The organism is Pseudomonas fragi (assembly GCF_900105835.1).
In the GTDB taxonomy this organism is placed as follows: Bacteria; Pseudomonadota; Gammaproteobacteria; order Pseudomonadales; family Pseudomonadaceae; genus Aquipseudomonas; species Aquipseudomonas fragi.
In genome coordinates this window covers 2,768,370-2,786,037 of sequence record NZ_LT629783.1, presented here as the reverse complement: position 1 = coordinate 2,786,037, position 17,668 = coordinate 2,768,370, and the positions used below count along the sequence as shown (strand labels likewise).

12 protein-coding genes are annotated in these 17,668 nt (G+C 61.0%); 10 read left to right on the top strand and 2 right to left on the bottom strand.

Features of this window, described 5'->3' with window-relative positions; translation table 11 throughout:
• The first annotated feature begins 11 nt into the window (after positions 1 to 11).
• From waaF to BLU25_RS12635, 7 genes are read left to right on the top strand one after another with little or no spacing between them, the layout of a single operon-like run.
• Positions 12 to 1,046 carry a lipopolysaccharide heptosyltransferase II gene (waaF, locus tag BLU25_RS12665; protein ID WP_016783248.1) on the top strand — a complete coding sequence of 345 codons (1,035 nt, stop codon included), beginning with the start codon at positions 12 to 14 and terminating at the stop codon, positions 1,044 to 1,046.
• Positions 1,047 to 2,108, top strand: coding sequence for a lipopolysaccharide heptosyltransferase I (gene waaC / locus BLU25_RS12660; protein WP_029611699.1), 1,062 nt, complete (start codon positions 1,047 to 1,049; stop codon positions 2,106 to 2,108).
• Complete coding sequence (locus BLU25_RS12655) at positions 2,108 to 3,229, top strand: glycosyltransferase family 4 protein (protein ID WP_016783250.1); 1,122 nt, start codon at positions 2,108 to 2,110, stop codon at positions 3,227 to 3,229. Before waaC ends, BLU25_RS12655 begins: the two co-directional genes overlap by 1 nt.
• On the top strand, positions 3,229 to 4,035 hold the full coding sequence (gene rfaP / locus BLU25_RS12650) for a lipopolysaccharide core heptose(I) kinase RfaP (RefSeq protein WP_016783251.1): 807 nt from the start codon (positions 3,229 to 3,231) through the stop codon (positions 4,033 to 4,035). Before BLU25_RS12655 ends, rfaP begins: the two co-directional genes overlap by 1 nt.
• The gene (locus BLU25_RS12645) at positions 4,035 to 4,769 is read left to right on the top strand and encodes a lipopolysaccharide kinase InaA family protein (RefSeq protein ID WP_016783252.1); all 735 of its coding nucleotides are present in this window, start codon (positions 4,035 to 4,037) and stop codon (positions 4,767 to 4,769) included. The genes rfaP and BLU25_RS12645 overlap by 1 nt, the downstream gene beginning before the upstream one ends.
• Entirely contained in the window at positions 4,766 to 5,518 is a 753-nt protein-coding gene (locus BLU25_RS12640; protein WP_016783253.1) for a lipopolysaccharide kinase InaA family protein, read from the top strand. The genes BLU25_RS12645 and BLU25_RS12640 overlap by 4 nt, the downstream gene beginning before the upstream one ends.
• Complete coding sequence (locus tag BLU25_RS12635) at positions 5,518 to 6,960, top strand: lipopolysaccharide kinase InaA family protein (RefSeq protein WP_016783254.1); 1,443 nt, start codon at positions 5,518 to 5,520, stop codon at positions 6,958 to 6,960. Before BLU25_RS12640 ends, BLU25_RS12635 begins: the two co-directional genes overlap by 1 nt.
• A gap of 110 nt (positions 6,961 to 7,070) precedes the next feature.
• Here the strand turns inward: BLU25_RS12635 and BLU25_RS12630 are convergent, their stop codons facing one another.
• Both BLU25_RS12630 and BLU25_RS12625 read right to left on the bottom strand, forming a co-directional pair.
• Positions 7,071 to 9,149 (bottom strand): TonB-dependent receptor family protein, encoded by a 2,079-nt coding sequence (locus BLU25_RS12630; protein ID WP_016783255.1) that lies wholly within the window; start codon positions 9,147 to 9,149, stop codon positions 7,071 to 7,073.
• Between the two features lie 151 nt (positions 9,150 to 9,300).
• Positions 9,301 to 13,587, bottom strand: a complete 4,287-nt coding sequence (locus tag BLU25_RS12625) for a membrane-targeted effector domain-containing toxin (protein WP_083369664.1) — start codon at positions 13,585 to 13,587, stop codon at positions 9,301 to 9,303.
• A gap of 259 nt (positions 13,588 to 13,846) precedes the next feature.
• Between BLU25_RS12625 and BLU25_RS12620 the strand changes: the two genes are divergently transcribed.
• From BLU25_RS12620 to BLU25_RS12610, 3 genes are read left to right on the top strand one after another with little or no spacing between them, the layout of a single operon-like run.
• Positions 13,847 to 15,604 carry a carbamoyltransferase family protein gene (locus BLU25_RS12620; RefSeq protein ID WP_083369663.1) on the top strand — a complete coding sequence of 586 codons (1,758 nt, stop codon included), beginning with the start codon at positions 13,847 to 13,849 and terminating at the stop codon, positions 15,602 to 15,604.
• On the top strand, positions 15,588 to 16,718 hold the full coding sequence (locus BLU25_RS12615; RefSeq protein WP_016783258.1) for a glycosyltransferase: 1,131 nt from the start codon (positions 15,588 to 15,590) through the stop codon (positions 16,716 to 16,718). The genes BLU25_RS12620 and BLU25_RS12615 overlap by 17 nt, the downstream gene beginning before the upstream one ends.
• On the top strand, positions 16,718 to 17,614 hold the full coding sequence (locus tag BLU25_RS12610) for an antimicrobial resistance protein Mig-14 (protein ID WP_016783259.1): 897 nt from the start codon (positions 16,718 to 16,720) through the stop codon (positions 17,612 to 17,614). Before BLU25_RS12615 ends, BLU25_RS12610 begins: the two co-directional genes overlap by 1 nt.
• Positions 17,615 to 17,668: the final 54 nt, after the last annotated feature.

Genomic DNA, 17,668 nt, shown 5'->3' with positions numbered 1-17,668 from the left:
TATGGAAACTTATGAATATTTTGATCGTTGGGCCCAGCTGGGTCGGTGACATGGTGATGGCGCAGACACTGTTCCAGTGCCTCAAACAGCGCCACCCGCAGTGCGAAATCGATGTGCTGGCTCCCGAGTGGAGCCGGCCCATCCTTGAGCGCATGCCTGAAGTCCGCAAGGCCTTGAGCTTCCCGCTCGGTCATGGCGCGCTCGAACTGGCCACGCGACGCAAGATCGGCAAGTCCCTCAAGGGCCAGTACGATCAGGCAATTTTGTTGCCCAACTCGCTGAAATCGGCACTGGTGCCGTTTTTTGCGGGCATTCCCACGCGTACCGGCTGGCGCGGCGAGTTCCGCTACGGCCTGCTTAACGATGTGCGCAAGCTCGACAAACAACGTTACCCGTTGATGATCGAGCGCTTTATGGCCCTGGCCTATGAGCCGGGCGCTGACCTGCCCAAGCCATACCCGCGCCCCGATTTGCAGATTGACCCGCAAAGCCGAGCCGGCGCCCTGGCCAAGTTTGGCCTGGAGCTGGACCGTCCGGTGCTGGCGCTGTGCCCGGGTGCCGAATTCGGCGAGTCCAAGCGCTGGCCGTCCGAGCACTACGCCAAAGTCGCCGAGCAAAAGATCCGTGAAGGCTGGCAAGTGTGGTTGTTTGGCTCGAAAAACGATCACGGGGTGGGCGAAGAGATCCGCTCGCGGTTGATCCCGGGGCTGCGCGAAGAGTCGGTCAACCTCAGCGGCGAAACCTCGCTGGCCGAGGCCATCGACCTGTTGTCCTGTGCCGACGCCGTGGTGTCCAACGACTCGGGGCTGATGCACGTTGCGGCTGCGCTGAACCGCCCGCTGGTGGCCGTTTACGGCTCCACGTCACCCGGTTTTACCCCGCCCCTGGCGGACAAGGTTGAAATCGTGCGTCTGGGCCTCGATTGCAGCCCCTGCTTTGACCGCACCTGCCGTTTTGGCCACTACAACTGCCTGCGCGAGCTGATGCCGCACTTGGTGGTGGAAGCCTTGCAGCGCTTGCAGGGTTCACCGGTCGAGGTCAACTAGGTGCGAGTTCTGTTGGTCAAAACCTCATCCCTGGGCGATGTGATCCATGCCTTGCCGGCGCTGACCGATGCGGCGCGGGCGATTCCGGGTATCACCTTTGACTGGGTTGTGGAGGAGGGCTTTGCCGAAATCCCGACCTGGCACCCGGCGGTGGGTAAAGTCATTCCTGTGGCGATCCGCCGCTGGCGCAAAAATATCTGGCAAACCCTCAAAAGTGGCGAGTGGAGCCGTTTCAAGCAAAGCCTGCGCGCGGAAAAATACGATCTGGTGATCGACGCCCAGGGCCTGGTCAAAAGTGCCTGGCTGACCCGTTATGTAAAAGCCCCGGTAGCCGGCCTGGATAAAGACTCTGCCCGTGAACCCTTGGCCAGCCGTTTTTATCAGCGGCGCCTGGCGGTGGCCCGTGGGCAGCATGCGGTCGAGCGTCTGCGCCAGCTGTTTGCCGTTGCGCTGGGCTACGACCTGCCCAAAGGGCTGGGCGATTACGGCCTGGATGTTGAAAGGCTGGTGGAACTGCCGCGCACAAAGCCCTTCGTGCTGTTTTTGCACGGCACCACCTGGGACACCAAGCACTGGCCTGAAGTCTACTGGCGCGATCTGGCCCAGCGCATGGGCCATCTGGGTGTCGAAGTGCGCCTGCCGTGGGGCAACCCGGCCGAAAAGGCCCGGGCCGAACGCATTGCCAATGGCTTGAATAATGCCGTGGTACTGCCCAAATTGAATCTGGCCGGTGTCGCCAAGGTACTGGCCAGTGCCAGTGCCTGCGTGGCAGTCGATACCGGGCTCGGGCATTTGGCCGCCGCACTGGATGTGCCGACCATCTCTCTGTTTGGCCCGACCAACCCGGGCCTGACCGGCGCCTATGGCAAGGTGCAAATTCACCTGGCCAGTGATTTTCCGTGCGCGCCGTGCCTGCAGAAAAAATGCACCTACACTCCGACTGCCCAGGACCAGCAGCGGTTTGACCTGAAAAACGAGTGGCCCCTGTGCTTCACCCGTTTGAACCCTGAGCGTGTCGCGAGTCGATTAAGCACGTTGTTACTGGCTGAGGAACTGCGCTGATGCAACTGGCTTTTGTGCTGTACAAATACTTTCCGTTTGGCGGGCTGCAACGGGATTTCATGCGCATTGCGCTGGAATGCCAAAAGCGCGGCCATCAAATCCGCGTCTACACCATGATCTGGGAAGGCGATATTCCCCCCGGCTTTGAAGTGCTGGTGGCGCCGGTCAAGGCGTTCCATAACCACACCCGCAACGAAAAAATGCTTGCCTGGATGCAGGCCGACCTGGCCAAGCGCCCTGTGGACCGCCTGATCGGCTTCAACAAGATGCCCGGCCTGGACGTGTACTACGCGGCCGACGGTTGCTTTGAAGACAAGGCGCAAAACCTGCGTCACTCGTTTTATCGCTTCTTCAAACGCTACAAGCACTTTGCCGAGTACGAGCGCGCGGTGTTCGCCAAGGATGCCAAGACTGAAATCCTGATGATTTCCGAAGTCCAGCAGCCGCTGTTTATCAAACATTACGACACCCCGCTGGAGCGCTTCCACCTGCTGCCGCCGGGCATTGCCCTGGACCGCCGCGCGCCGGCCAATGCGGCCGAGATCCGCGCCGAGTTCCGCCGTGAATTCAATCTGGCCGACGACGATTTGCTGCTGGTGCAGATCGGCTCGGGCTTCAAGACCAAGGGCGTGGATCGCAGCCTCAAAGCGCTGGCGGCCTTGCCGGGTGAGCTTAAAAAACGCACCAAACTGTTTGTAATCGGCCAGGACGACCCCAAAGTCTTTCAATTGCAGAGTGCCACTTTGGGCTTGGGTGACCATGTGCAGTTCCTCAAGGGGCGAAGTGATATTCCGCGCTTCCTGCTGGGCGCCGACTTGCTGATTCATCCGGCCTACAACGAAAACACCGGCACCGTACTGCTTGAAGCACTGGTTGCAGGTTTGCCGGTGCTGGTCAGCGCTGTTTGCGGCTACGCCCACTACATCAGCGACGCCGATTGCGGCCGCGTACTGGACGAACCGTTCGAGCAGGCGCAACTCAATGAATACCTGACACACATGTTGTCCGACGACACTGCGCGCGCGGCCTGGAGCCAAAACGGCCTGGCCTACGCGCAGACGGCCGACCTCTACAGCATGCCGCAGCACGCTGCGGATGTGATTCTGGCGGAGCAACACTGATGAAACTGATTCTTGCCGAACCGTTCAAGAGCTTGTGGGCCGGGCGCGATGCGTTCGCCGAAGTCGAGCGCCTGGAAGGCGAGGTTTACCGCGAACTGGAAGGCCGGCGTACCTTGCGTACCGAAGTCGACGGGCGCGGTTTCTTTGTGAAAATCCACCGTGGTATCGGCTGGGGTGAAGTGTTCAAGAACCTGCTGACTGCCAAGCTGCCAGTACTCGGTGCGGGCCAGGAGTGGCGGGCGATCAAGCGTCTGCACGAAGTCGGGGTGCCGACCATGACCGCTGTGGCCTACGGCGAAAAGGGCAGCAACCCGGCGGCGCAGCACTCGTTCATCATCACTGAAGAACTGGCGCCTACGGTCAGCCTTGAAGACTTCAGCCTCAACTGGGTCAAACAGCCACCGCAGCCCAGGCTCAAGCATGCACTGATCGCCGAAGTGGCGCGCATGACCGGCATGATGCACCGCGCCGGGGTCAACCACCGCGACTGCTATATCTGCCATTTCTTGCTGCACACCGACAAACCGGTGACTGCGGACAACTTTCGTCTGTCGGTGATCGACCTGCACCGCGCCCAGACCCGGGCCGTGATCAGCAAACGCTGGCGCAACAAGGACCTGGCGGCGCTGTACTTTTCGGCACTGGATATCGGCCTGACCCAGCGGGACAAACTGCGCTTTTTGCGCGGTTACTTCCAGATGCCCCTGCGCCAGATCCTGCGTGAAGAAGCCCGCCTGCTGGCGTGGCTCGAAGGCAAGGCGAGCAAACTCTACGAACGCAAACAGCGTTATGGGGATGCATTGTAATGGCGGGTTGGAATCTGGATCCTGCTTACAGTGCATTGGCGTCTGATTTTGGCAGTTTGGAAGCGGTGTTTGCCCTGCAGGGTGAACACCTGACCCGTGACCCGCTGTCGGAAGTGATCCGCGTGCAGCGCGATGGTGTGAATTATTACGTCAAGCGCTACACCGGCGCGGGCAAGGGCTTGCGTCGTTACCTGGGCCGCCCGCGGGTAAAGTCCGAATGGCAGAACCTCAAGCGCTTCGCCAAGTGGGGCATCCCCACGGCCGAAGTGGTGGCCTGGGGCCTTGAGCGCAGTGGCTTTGCCTATTCCCGTGGCGCCATGATCACCCGCGAACTGCCCAACACCCGCGACCTGTCGGAGCTGGCAGACAACCATGATCCGCTGCTCAAGGACCGTGCCTGGGTCGATTGCGTGAGCCGCCAACTGGCGCGCTACACCAAGACCATGCATGACCACCGCTTTACCCATAACGACCTGAAGTGGCGCAATTTGCTGATCGACGACCAGTCCAGGCTGTTCTTGATCGACTGCCCCAACGGCGACTTCTGGCGCGGTTTCTGGCTTAAATACCGCATCACCAAAGACCTGGCGTGCCTCGACAAAGTGGCCAAGTACCATTTGTCCTGGACCCAGCGTTTGCGTTTCTATTTCCAATACACCGGGCGCACGACGCTCAATGCGGCGGACAAGGAACGTGTCCGTCATATCGTGCGTTTTTTTGAGGGCCGGGAATGACTGATTTTATCGCCGAAGCTGACCGGGCATTGCTTGAGCGCAATGGCCTGGCTGACTTCGATGCGCTGTGGGCCGTGCAGCTGGAAGCGGTGGACGAGCCCAACACCAGTGGTGGTGGCTGGAGCAGCGTGTTTCGCATGGACCTCGAAGGCCGGGGGTTTTACCTCAAGCGCCAGAGCAACTACCTGACCCGCACGTTGCACAGCCCGCTGGGCGAGCCGACCTTTGCCCGCGAGTTTCGTAATATTCAGCGCTATCAGCAGATGGGTATTCCGGCGTTGGAAGCGGTGTTTTTTGGCGAGCGAAAAGTGCCGGGCGAGCGTCGTGCAGTGCTGCTGACCCGGGCGCTCGACGGTTGGCATGACCTTGACTCATTGTTGGAGCAATGGCCGCAACTGACCCCTGCGCAACAGCAGGCGATTGTGCACGAGTGCGGGCTGTTGGCCCGGCGTGTTCACGCTGCACGCCAGGTGCATGGCTGTTTTTACCCCAAGCACATCTTCTTGCAGGCCGATGGCGCGGGTTATCGCGCGCAACTGATCGACCTGGAGAAAACCCGGCCCTTGCTGCTGGGCCAGCGTGACCGGGTCAAGGATATCGAGCCGTTGCTGCGTCGGGCCCATGCCTGGGGCGAAGCTGAGGTGCGGGCCTTGCTCGCGGCTTATCTGGACCAGCCGATGGACAGTGGCCTGGTCGACGCTTGGCTGGCGCGCCTGAATCTGCGGCGCAATCACAAGGGAGCCCGCTGATGCGTTTGTCCGAACTGCAAAAGTCTGGCCGTGCGCCGGGCTTGCCACTGAGCATTGAACTGGCCGACGCGGCCGGGCCTGCGCAATTGCAACTGCTGAGCTTGTTGCGAGTCTTGCCGGGCCAGCGCTATGTCGGCGCCGGGGTGTGGCGCGGGCGTACCGTGCTGGCCAAGCTGATGGTGGGTGCCAAGGCGGCGCGCAACTTTCAGCGCGAGTTGAACGGGGTGCGCCTGCTGGCTGAGCAGGGCCTGACCACGCCGCAGTTGCTGGCCGATGGCTTGCAAGAAGGTGAGGGTGGCTGGCTGCTGTTCGAGTTTCTTGAGGGCGCGCACAGCCTGGGTGATGCCTGGGATGCCGTTGCGTCGTTGCCGGTACTGGCTGACGAACAAGTGGCCGTGCTCGCCGAGGCTCTAACGGCCATCGGCCAGATGCACCTCAAGGGCCTGTGGCAGGAAGACCTGCACCTGGACAACCTGCTGCGCCAGGGCGGCAAGCTGTACTTGATCGACGGCGCGGGCATTTGTGTCGACGAGGCGGGTAAACCGCTGTCGCGACAAAAGGTGCTGGAAAACCTCGGGGTGTTTTTCGCCCAGTTGCCCATCAGCCTTGAGCCATTTATTGAAGAGTTGCTGGTGCACTACTTGCTGAGCAATGGCGAACACGCCTTGCCGCTGGAAGCGTTGCTCAAGCAGGTCGAAAAAGTCCGGGCCTGGCGCCTGCATGACTTCTTGAACAAGACCGGCCGCGATTGTTCGTTGTTCAGCGTGCAGCAGGGGGCCTTTGCCCTGCGTGCCGTTCGGCGCGAAGAAGAGCCGGCCATGCTGCCGGTGCTGGCCCGGGCCGATGCCTTGCTCGATCATGGGCATCTGTACAAAACCGGCGGCGCGGCCAGTGTCGGCAAGGTTGAGGTGGATGGCCGCACGCTGGTTATCAAGCGCTACAACATCAAGGGCTTTGCTCACTGGCTCAAGCGCTTCTGGCGCCCGAGCCGGGCCTGGCATTCCTGGCGTGAAGGCAATCGACTGGCGTTTCTGGGCATTGCCACGCCCAAGCCGCTGGCGCTGCTGGAGACCCGGTTCTTGTGGTTGCGGGGCAAGGCGTATCTGGTCACCGAGCATTTGCCGGGGCCAGATATCATCGAGCGCTTTGCGCCGTATGTTGAGCAGGGGGATGCGCCTGAGGCCGAGCTGGCGGCGCTGGACCGGCTGTTTGCCGACCTGTTGCGTGAACGCATCAGCCACGGTGACCTCAAGGGCCATAACGTATTCTGGGCGGATGGCCGCTGGGCGTTGATTGATCTGGATTCGATGTGCCAGCACCGCTCGGCAAGCAGCTTTGCTGCGGCCTATGCCCGCGACCGGGCGCGCTTTATGCGCAACTGGCCGGTGGGCAGTGCGTTGTATCAGGTGATTGACGGGCGGTTGCCCAAAGCTTCGGGCTAGGCCTTTGTGGGAGCGGGCTTGCTCGCGATGCAAGCGCTGCGGTCGGCCAGGTAAACCGCATTGATGCCATCGCGAGCAAGCCCGCTCCCACAGGGAGGGTGCTGGGGCTTTTAGAAACTGTACTGCGCCCCGGCCCCGGCATACCACGAGCGGCCCGGTGCCGCTTCGTAGTAGCGGCTGTTGGAGTCGCCGACAATCACCGAGCCCACATACTGACGGTCCAGCAGGTTGTCCAGACGCAAGGTCTGGTGGAAGGTCCAGTGTTCGATCTTCTGTTCAAATTTCGCCCGCCAGTTGAACACGGTATAAGCCGGTGCCGCCTTGGCGGTGTTGGTATCTTCCACATACACCTTGCTGCGGTACATGCCTTCAATGGCCGTGCTGACCCAGTCGGTCGGCTTCCAGTTTACTTCCGCAAACAGTGTGGTCTGCGGCACGCCTGGCAGGTAGTTGCCTTTGTCCACGGTACCGCTGGTGCTGGCGAAGTCACTGTCATACGTTGCCTGCAGGCGGGTGTAGGCGAGGGTTGAGGTCCAGTGTTCGGCGAGCTGGCTTTCCACACCCAGTTCAAAGCCCCGGCGCAAGGTGCGTCCGGCGTTTTGATAAGTTGTACGGCCACCGGTATTGCTCAGCACCACCAGTTCATCTTCCGTGGTGATCTGGAAGATGGCCGCGTTGATTCGTGTGTTGTTGAGTTGAGCCTTGAGGCCCATTTCATACTGGGTGCTCTCGGCAGGCTTTAGGCCGAAGTTGAAACCCTGACCGCTGGGCGAGTACGCCAGTTCGGCCTGCGTCGGCGTTTCAAAGCCTTTGCCCGCGCTGACATAACCATGCAGCTCGGGGGTAAAGGCGTACATCACGCTGACGGAAGGCGTGGCCTTTTCATAACGCTTGGTGCCGCTGGCGTCGCCGTTGCTCAAAAATTGATCATCGACATCCATTTCCATCGTGCTGTAGCGCAAGCCGGCCTGCACGGTCCAGTTGTCCAGCGCCCAGTTGGCCTGCACATACGGGTCGAGGCTGCGGGCGGTGTCTACTTCATCACGCACCAGTGCGCCTTTGACCCCCAGTTCGCTGCCGATGAAGTTCTGATAGCCGTGGCGGCTGTCCTGGCTCTGGTCGAAGTCCAGGCCGCCGATCAGGGTCAGATCACCCGGTACGCCGAACACCGGTTGCATCCAGCGCAGGCTGCCACCGTAGAATTTGCGATCGAATTGCACTACACCGCCACCCTGTTTGTTGCTGGCCGCCGTGGGTGGAATCGCCAAATACTGAATCACACTGCGCGTGCCGGTATAGGCATTGACCTGCAGGGTCGCGTCGCCGATATAGCGCTCGTAGTTCAGGCCCAGTTGCTGGTGGTCGATGCTTTTACGGGTGTTATAGGTAATGGCGTTTGGCGTTACCGAGCGCGGGTCGGCTTTATAGGCTTCCCAGCTCTGGCCCAGCGGGTCCTGGGTGCCGTTCTGTTCAAGGCTGCTGTAGATCAGCGCCAGTTTGCTGTCTTCATCCGGCTTGAGGTTGAGCTTGGCAAAGGTCTGGTCGCGGCGCGCAGCGCTGTGTTCGCGGTAGCCGTCGGTGTCCATGCGCGAGGCATCCAGCACAAAGCCGACGTCGTCGGTCGCGCCCTCGGCAGTAAGGTGGTTCTTGCTCATGCCGTCGCTGCCCACCAGGGTCTCGGCGCCAATGCGCGGCGGGCCTTCGCCGTCGCGGGAGAACATCTGGATCACGCCGCCGGCATTGCTGCCGTACAGGGTGGCTGCCGGGCCGCGCAACACTTCGATACGCTCGGCGGTGTCGAGGTTGAACGTCGCCGCCTGCCCTTGGCCGTCCGGGGTGCTCGCCGGGATGCCATCGGCAATCAGCTTGATACCACGCACGCCAAATGCCGAGCGGGCGCCAAAGCCGCGGGACGAGATCTGCAGGTCCTGGGCGTAGTTCTGTCGGTTTTGCACCACCAGTCCGGGTACGCGGGACAGCACTTCTGAAGCATTGATGCCCAACTGGCCATCCTGGATCTGCTCCTGGTTGATGCTGTCGACCGAATACGGCAGGTCAAAACTCGGGCTGGTGCTGCGTGAGCCGGTGATGACACTGGGGTCGAGTTCCAGGGGGGCTGCGCTGACGACGGGGGGCAGGCACAGGCCGGGCAATAGCAGGGCAAGGTGAGCAGGGGTGAAATATTTCATGGGCAAATCGGGCTTCCGTGTGACACGACCCGTGCAGGGCAACGGGGGATGAGGCTAGCAGAGGGCGCGCAGTTTAGCGGCTGATGTGCAGATATCCAGCAAAACAGCCGACAAGGGCGGCCCGAAGCTGCCCCTGCCGGCCAGTTGGCAGTTATTGCACCTGTGTCATGTTGATGTCCTGCAGGTCGGCAATCAGGTCCCTGAGCTGGTCGTAGCGTTTCTGGTGGATCGTCGGCCAGCTCTCGCGCTCGATAAAGAACTGGCCGCCGGGGTCGGTCTGCAAGGGGGTATGCACAATCTCGTGGTTACTGGAGCGGTGGATCAGCTCCGCACCCTGCCCCCCGGCGCTTTCAAGGCGAAAGAACCCCGGAGTGCTCAGCCGTTGGTTGTTTTGCGCCGGCGAGAGCGCCGGTGGCTTGGGTTTGGTGCCCGGGATGTCGACCTGCAGCCAGTAGTCGTTTTTCAGAAAGCGGTAGTGCGGATGTTCGTGGTCTGAAGCGACGACCGCTCCGATATCCTGACGCAGGCCCCGGCTGGTACCTGGTGCAGAGTCCGCTATGCGCACGCCGATGGCGCCTTCGAGTTCGGCCAGCCCCGGGATGCCTTCAAAGGTATTGGCATGTGAGTTGCCCATCAGGGCCACCCATTTGCCCCCTCCAGTTCGGGCCTGGTGGGCGCGGATGGTCCGCGAGGCGAAGTAGCTGAACATTTCATAGCGGGTCATCCCGGGGGTTTCGCTGGGGGTGCCCTTGGGGTGATAACTGGCCGAGCAGTCGATGGCAACCACCTTGATGCCGTGCTTGCGGGCTTCGCGTACCAGGTGGCTGAAGGTCCAGTCATTGGCGAGGCTGACTTGATGGCCTTCGTCCTGGATTTCGAGGAACTTGTTCAAGCGCAGGGGCATCTTGCCGGTTTGATGATACTCATCCAGCAGGCCCTGATGCATGTCGGACTGCAGGTGCTCCATATAAAGTGTTTTTACGTTGTGCCGGGACAGTTCGCGCATGTTGTCGATCAGGATCCGTTTGCCCGACTGGTGAGCGTGGGTTTCACCCCAGATAATGCCGTCCGTGTGTTCGAACAGGCGCTTTATCAGGTCTTGCTGCGCGATGTTCGCCGGCAGTTGCGGGCGGGTGACGCGGGGCCGTGCAGGCCGGGTCAGGAACCAGGCCTGGGCGTGTGTCAGCAGTGTGATCCTCAGCTCCTTGAATGCCTGGCTTGCCTTGCTGTGGCGAGAGATTGTGCCCGGAAAATCAGTGTGGCCGTGCAGCGTCGAGGGGGCATAGGTGATGATGTTCTGCAGGGTTTCCTTGTGTTCGGCGGGGATGTCGTAGTCACTGTATCTGCCCGCCGGGATATCCACAGGCAGGGCCGAGCTGTCGGCGGTCAGGGGCTCCCAGCGCTTGTTACCGTCCGCCAGGCGATGCTTGACTTCCCAGTAGCCTGAAGTTCGCCGCACCTTGTAGCTGGCGCCGGCGCCGCTGCTGGAGCCTGCTGGCAACTGCAGGTACAGGTTGCGCCCCAGCCAGCCGCTGTACACCTCGAACACCACGCCGTCCTGCTGGATGTATTGCAGGTTATCTATGCGGTAGATGCCCTGTTCGTCCGGGGTACGGTTGCTCAGGTCAACGCCGCGCACCCGGGCACTGTCAATCACCCGTTCAATCCCTGACCTCTGTTTGAGCAGGGGGGTGGTCGGGTCGACATCCCATAGCCCGGCCGACAGTTCACGCAGGATGATGCTGTAGGCTGCGTCCGGTTTGCGCTGATCCAGCGCCCGCCAGGCCTCATCGAGGTTGTCATAGCGGCTGCGGTAGAGTTTGCCGTTGGCGATTTTGCTGTAATGGATGGTCTGGCCATTGTGGCCGGGCAGTTCATAGACCCCCGAGGCGTATTTGTCCCCGGTGCGCAGCCGAAGCTGGGCCCCAGGCAGGCTGCTGGCTGCTGCAGGGCTCAAGGTCGGTGTGGGCTGCGGGATGCGCTGGCGTATGGACGTGCGGAATATGGCCGAGCCGGTGAAATCAGAGGCCCCGTCGGTGAGGTGGGTGATGGATTCCATGAAGTGCAGCAGTGCCTCGTGTTTTTCATCCCGCTGCAGGGCGTCGAGGCCCCTGAGGATCTGGGCGATAAACCGCGCCAGCACGATGGGCAACAGTATGCGGGTGGGAAGGGCGAACGACAGGATATCGATCGCCGTCAGCACTGCCTCCTTGGCCGTGTTGACATTGCTTTCCCAGGTGGACGTCGATTGCTCGTCGGCATCGCGAATCGCATGCAAGGCTTCGGTGTCGTAGGACGCTTCGAACAGGTTGTGGCTGATGCCCTGCAGTTGCAGGTTGGTGTCGCTCAGCCCCTGCTCCAGCAGTGGCCTGATATAGGGTTGCTGGGCTGGCGTGACACGGTGCAGTACATAGGCGTGCCACTGGGGGCGCGACAGCAGTCGGCCCAGTTCGCTGCGGGAATGGGCAATCAGGAACCAGCGATTTTCCGGGGCGTCGGGGGTGTAGCACAGCAACTGCTGTGAGCCGGTGGTACTCAGCACCAGCAGGCCCGGCAGGGGTTTGTAACGCAGCATCAGCAGATGAATCTTGATCTGTTCGCCGTTGACCCGTGGCCGGGTGCTTTCAAGAGGGAAATCCAGTGCAGTCTGGACCCAGGTCGCCTGCTCGGCGGTCAGCGCGCCGGACAATCTGGCTTCAAGCAGGTCCAGACGCATCTGTGCCTGCTTGAAGGCGGCGTAGCGCTCCTTGCGCCACTGGGCTCGGGGGGAGTTGACCAGCAGGTCGTTGAGCTTTTTTTTGTAGGTTTCGCCCACGTCCAGCTGGCGTACCAGGCTTTTCAGGTAGTTGCTGGTCAGCACGGTGTGCTTATTGCCTGCGCTATCCTTGACTTGGGCAGTGAGGGCGAAGGTGACGTCCCAGATGCCGACATTGGCCAGCGCCAGTTCGCTGAGGCTGTGACGGGTGGTGCGATAACTGATCGCCGGACCGGTTCTGCCGGTACTGGCCCCAGCCGGGTATGCAGATCCGCCGATGGGGTATATCAAGGGGCCTGTTTGTACGGCCTCGGTGGTTGAGATGAAAATGCCATCGGGATCGACGTCTATGCCGTGATCCTTTTTGATCTGTTGCTGCAACTGGCGGCGGGCGTAACCCAGCAGTGTGTGTTTGCGCCCGATCTCGCTGAGGCTGTGGGTATCGTCGCTCTCGGCTGCCAGACGCTCATGGTTCAAGCGCTCAACGGCCAGCCGCCACTGGCTTTTATTGGCATCAGAGGCGTTTTTCAGCCAGCCGGGTAATTGGCTCTCCACCAGCCGGGTATAGCGGTTGCGTAAAATATTGGCCGGCTTGAGGGGCAGGCTTGAGGCCAGTGACAGATCCACGCATTCAGTTAGTTCGTCGAGGGAGGAATCCTGTTTCTGGGCCCGTGCCTGCGACCAGGCATGGCGCATGTCGAGTGCCTGCTTGTGGATCAACTGTTCGCTATAAAACGTTGATACGTTTTCTCGGGTGACCGGGCTGTAATCCATGTGGTCATGGCTCTGGGCCTTCACCCGCTCTCCTGCCAGAGCGCAGTCAAGCAGGCTGTCGCGCTGGTAAGGGTCCTTGAGACGCTCGCGTAACTCGAGGGTCAGCGCGGCGATTGAGTCAAATGCCTCCAGGCCGCTGCCGGGCAGATAAAGCACTACAGGTCGCGGGGTTGCGTCTTGAACCACGGTTTGGCGTTGCGTATCGCCGTAGATCAGGGGCAGGTTGGCGGTGGTGATCACGAAAGCGCCGTACAGGGCCACAGCGGGCTGTGAAACATGGCCGTTGAGGGCCAGCGTATAAAAGCTGTAAGGGCTGGGTAGAGGTGAGGTCACCACGGTGTCGGGATCAGGCATGGCCTGATTGATGACCTCCATCGCGGTGGCGCTCAAGCTGGTGTCGGCATGACGCACGCTGGCTTCATTGCGGATCAGGCTGCGCGCAAACTGCGACAGCCAGGTTTTGGGAGGCTGCCCGTTGAGGCCCTGGTGCGGCGTTTGCCAGAAGTCGCTCAGGGCATCACGCACGCACATCTCAGGGAAACGCACGACAAACTCCAGGTACTTTTCCAGCGCCGGCGCCGAAATGCCGGCGGCCAGGTGCCGGTTGTCGAGGGTGTAGGCGTAGTTGTAAATACGTGCAGCACCCTGCACGAAGGTCGGTATTTGGCCGGTCAGGTAGCACTGGTCGATCAGTGCCGTGACTGACTGGCTGCTGATGGTAGGGGCCTGGCCGGCCTCGGCGGCAACTTCTTCATTGAGGAAGAGAGAGTCCGTGCAGGCGTCGGCGGGCAATTGCGGGAAAAACACCCGCAAGCGATGGTCCAGTGAGAGGTCGAGGCCGGGCAGGGCATTGACCAGCACTAGCAGGTCGCGCTCTGCGTTCTTGAGGTTTTCGAGGGCGGTGGGCATGTTGGATGTCCTGTCGGTTGGCATATGCGCCGGTATGCCCACAGCAAATCCCAAAGCGCTACGGCATTGGCATTACATATATATGGCCTGCGATGTTTTTCGCGGATCGAGGGCCCGCTCGGGGCGTGGCAAATCGCACTGGGTCATTGCGGGTGTCTTTACGCTATAATCCCGCTCTTTAGCTGTTTCTCGAACTGCGAGGAACGCATCATTTTTTCAGGCGCCCGCCGCCTGCCTGCATTCAAAAGAGGCTAATCCAGTGGCATTGACGATTCTTGGCCTGTCCGGCGCCCTTAGCCATGATCCCTCCGCAGCCCTCTATATCGACGGCAAGCTGGTAGCGGCGGCTGAGGAAGAGCGCTTCGTACGCGATAAGCATGCAAAGAACCGCATGCCCTACGAATCCGCAAAATTCTGCCTAGAGCAGGCGGGTATCAAACCTTCGGACGTTGATGTGGTGGCGATCCCGTTCGCCCCGATCAGCCTGTTCGGCAAGGCCCGCTGGCACTACGCCAAGCGCTACTGGTATGCCCCGGACCGCGCCCTTGACGCGATCCTGATGGGCAACCGGCGCTACAAGCGCTATCGCAACAAGATCGTGTTCTGCCTTGAGCAACTGGGCTTCGACCCGAAGAAAATCAAGATTGAGCCGGTCGAGCATCACCTGGCCCACGCTTCCAGCGCCTACCACTGCTCGGGTTTCAAAGAGAAAACCGCGATCCTGGGCATCGACGGCAAGGGCGAGTACGCCACCACGTTCTTCGGCTACGGCGAAAACGGCAAGATCACCAAGATCAAGGAATTCTTTGACCCGGATTCCCTGGGCGGCCTGTATGGCGCGATTACCGAGTTCCTCGGTTTCGAGATGCTCGATGGCGAGTTCAAGGTCATGGGCATGGCGCCCTATGGCGACGCCAGCAAATACGACTTCTCGCGTCTGGCCTCGTTTGAAAACGGCGAACTGGTGATCAACACCGAATACGCCAACGTGATCGGCCTGCGCCGTTACAAGGAAAAGGGCAAGGGGTTCTACTTCTCGCCAAAACTGATCGAGTGGCTGGGGCCAAAGCGCGAAGGCGATATCGCCGACGAGCCGTACATCCACTACGCGGCCAGCATGCAGGCGCTGTTTGAAAAACTGTCGCTGCAGATGATCGACTACTACCTGGGCGACATCCTCAAAGAGACGGGCAAGATTGCCTTTGCCGGCGGCTGCGCGTTGAACGTGAAGCTGAACCAGAAAATCATCGCCCGCCCGGAAGTCAAGGAACTGTTCGTACAGCCTGCGTCCGGTGATGCCGGTACCGCAGTCGGTGCAGCGGCCTATGTGTCCCACGCCCGCGGCGTGCCGGTCGAGAAGATGGAACACGTCTACCTCGGCCCTGCGTACAGCAACGAAGATGTGATCGCAGCCTGTGCCCGTCACCCGGGCAAGCCTGCGTACCGCAAAATCGAAAACACCCCGGAGCGCATCGCCAAGATCATGGTGGATGGCAACCCGGTGGCGTGGTTCCAGGGGCGCATGGAGTTCGGCCCGCGTGCATTGGGTGGCCGTTCGATCATCGGTTGCCCGAGCAGCGAAGGCGTGGCTGACCGCATCAACGAACAGATCAAGTTCCGCGAGCGCTGGAGGCCTTTCTGCCCGTCGATGCTCGACACCGTGGGCCCGCAGATGATCAAGGTCGATCACCCGGCACCGTTCATGACCTTCACCTTTGAAGTGGCTGAAGAGTGGAAAACCCGCGTGCCGGAGGTTGTCCATGAAGATGGCACCTCCCGTGCCCAGGTGCTCAAGCGCGAATACAACCCGCGCTACTACGACATGATGAAGGCGCTGGAAGTACTGACCGGTAACGGTGTATCGCTGAACACCTCGCTCAACCGCCGCGGCGAACCGATGGTTTGCTCGCCGACGGACGCGTTGAACATGTTCTTCGGTTCCGATCTGCAGTACCTGATCATGGAAGACATTCTGGTAGTTAAAGACGGCGCCGAGACTTATGAATCGCTCGACTGAGCGTCATGTGCTGCAGTTCTGCCACGGCTATGACGGGCCGTTTCTGGACTGTGCGCGCCAGTACGCCAGCCTGTTTGCCGGCACCGGGTACAAGGTCACCACGGTCTTTTTGACCGGGGCGGCCGACCCCGACGTGGCCGCAGGTTGTGCGTCCGATGAAGTGATTTTCATGGAGTTCAGCTCAAAGGCCATCCGTGGCCTGAAGCTGGGCGCCATCGCCAGGCTGCGCAAGATTGCCGCCTCGCGCAACTTCAGTTTTTGCATCGCCCATCGCTTCAAGCCGATTTATGTCGCCTTGTTGGCCACCGGTTTGCCGGTGATCGGCGTGCATCATGCTTTTGGCGACTATGAGCGACGCAGCCGCAAGCTGTTCGCCCATCTGTTCCGCAAGCGCCTGAGCCTGCTCGGGGTCTCTGATGCGGTGCGTGATGACATGCGCAAGTGCCTGCCCAAGTGGCCCACTGGCCGTATCAACACGCTGTACAACCGCATCGATATCGACGCCGTGCAGGCGGGGCAATTGTCCGGCACTCCGGCGCGTGAAGCGCTGGGGCTGTCAGTGGATGGCTTTATTGTCGGCAACGTTGGCCGCCTGCACCCGGACAAGGACCAGGCCACGCTGATCCGTGGTTTCGCCAAGGCTTTGCCCGGTCTGCCCGCTGACAGTCAGTTGGTCATCATGGGCAAGGGGCGTCTGGAGCAGTCGCTCAAGGCGCTGGCCGTCGAGCTGGGTATTGAAGGGCAGGTGCTGTTTTTGGGCCAGGTGCCCGATGCACGCCGCTATTTTCGGGCCTTTGACGTCTTTGCGCTGAGCTCCGACCACGAGCCGTTCGGTATGGTGCTGCTTGAGGCCATGGCCGCAGGCGTGCCGCTGCTGGCGACGGCCTGTGGGGGGGCCAAGGAAGTGGTCGAAGGCGTGGGCATCCTGTTCCCGCTGGGTGATGCCGAGCATCTGGCCCAAGGCCTGCAGCACCTGGCTCAACTCGATGATGAACAGCGTATGGCTTGCGCCGAACTGATGCTTGAACGCTTGCACGAGCGTTTCAGTGATCAGGCGGTGCGCAATACGTTCTGGCACCTGGCGCAAGTCACCGACCTGACTGCGGAGTCCTGATGCTCAATCGATTTCAAGGCTGGCGCGAGCGCGGCTGGAGCGTTGTTGATTCGGCCACTTATGCCGATGCCTGGCAGCGGTTTGGCGGCAGCGTCGCCACCCATCCAATGGTGGTTGAGCGTTTGGCGCAGCTGGCGGGTATCCCGGTGCGCTACCTGGCCTGGGAGCAGGGCGGCGAGTTGCAAGCGGCGATTCCGACCTGGGGCCGCGACCTGGCCCTGTCCAAGGATGTGCTCAAGCGTCATGGCAAGAAAGGCCTCTTCGACCTGGGTAATGCCGAGCTGATTCTGCCGGCTGCTGCCAATGCGGCGGCGCCTTTGCGCCATCGTGGGCGGTATCTGTCGCAGCTCAATGAAGGCCGTTTCAGCAATCTGCTGCCGCAAACCGAGCAGCTGGCGATGGCCCGCACGCCCGAAGAGCTGTCGAAAAAATTCCGCTACAACCAGCGCCGCGAACTGCGTCTGCTGGAGGAGGCGGGCGGCGTTGTGCGTCCGGTTGCGCAGTTTTCCAGCGTTGAGCTGGCAAGCATATATTGCGATCTGTTTTTACGCCGCTGGGGCTTTGTGGCCACTGGTGCCGAACGCATGGCTGAAGTGATCGAATTGTTGCGCGATTTGCTGATTGGCTCGGTGATTTTCCTCAACGATGCGCCGATTGCGATTCAATTGGTGTACCGCGCCGAATCCCCCGAGTGGATCAGCGTCGAGTACGTCAATGGCGGTGTGGATCCCGAAACCCGTGAATTCAGCCCCGGCAGCGTGTTGAGCTTTATCAACACCCAGGCCGCATGGGAGCAGGCGCGCAGTGTGAACAAGGCGCTGCGCTTCTCGTTTGGCCGCGCCGACCGTGAGTACAAAGAGCGCTGGTGCAACCCGGTGCCCGTGTTCAAAGTCTGAAACACAAATCTTGTGGGAGCGGGCTTGCTCGCGATGGTATCACTGCGACTTTTC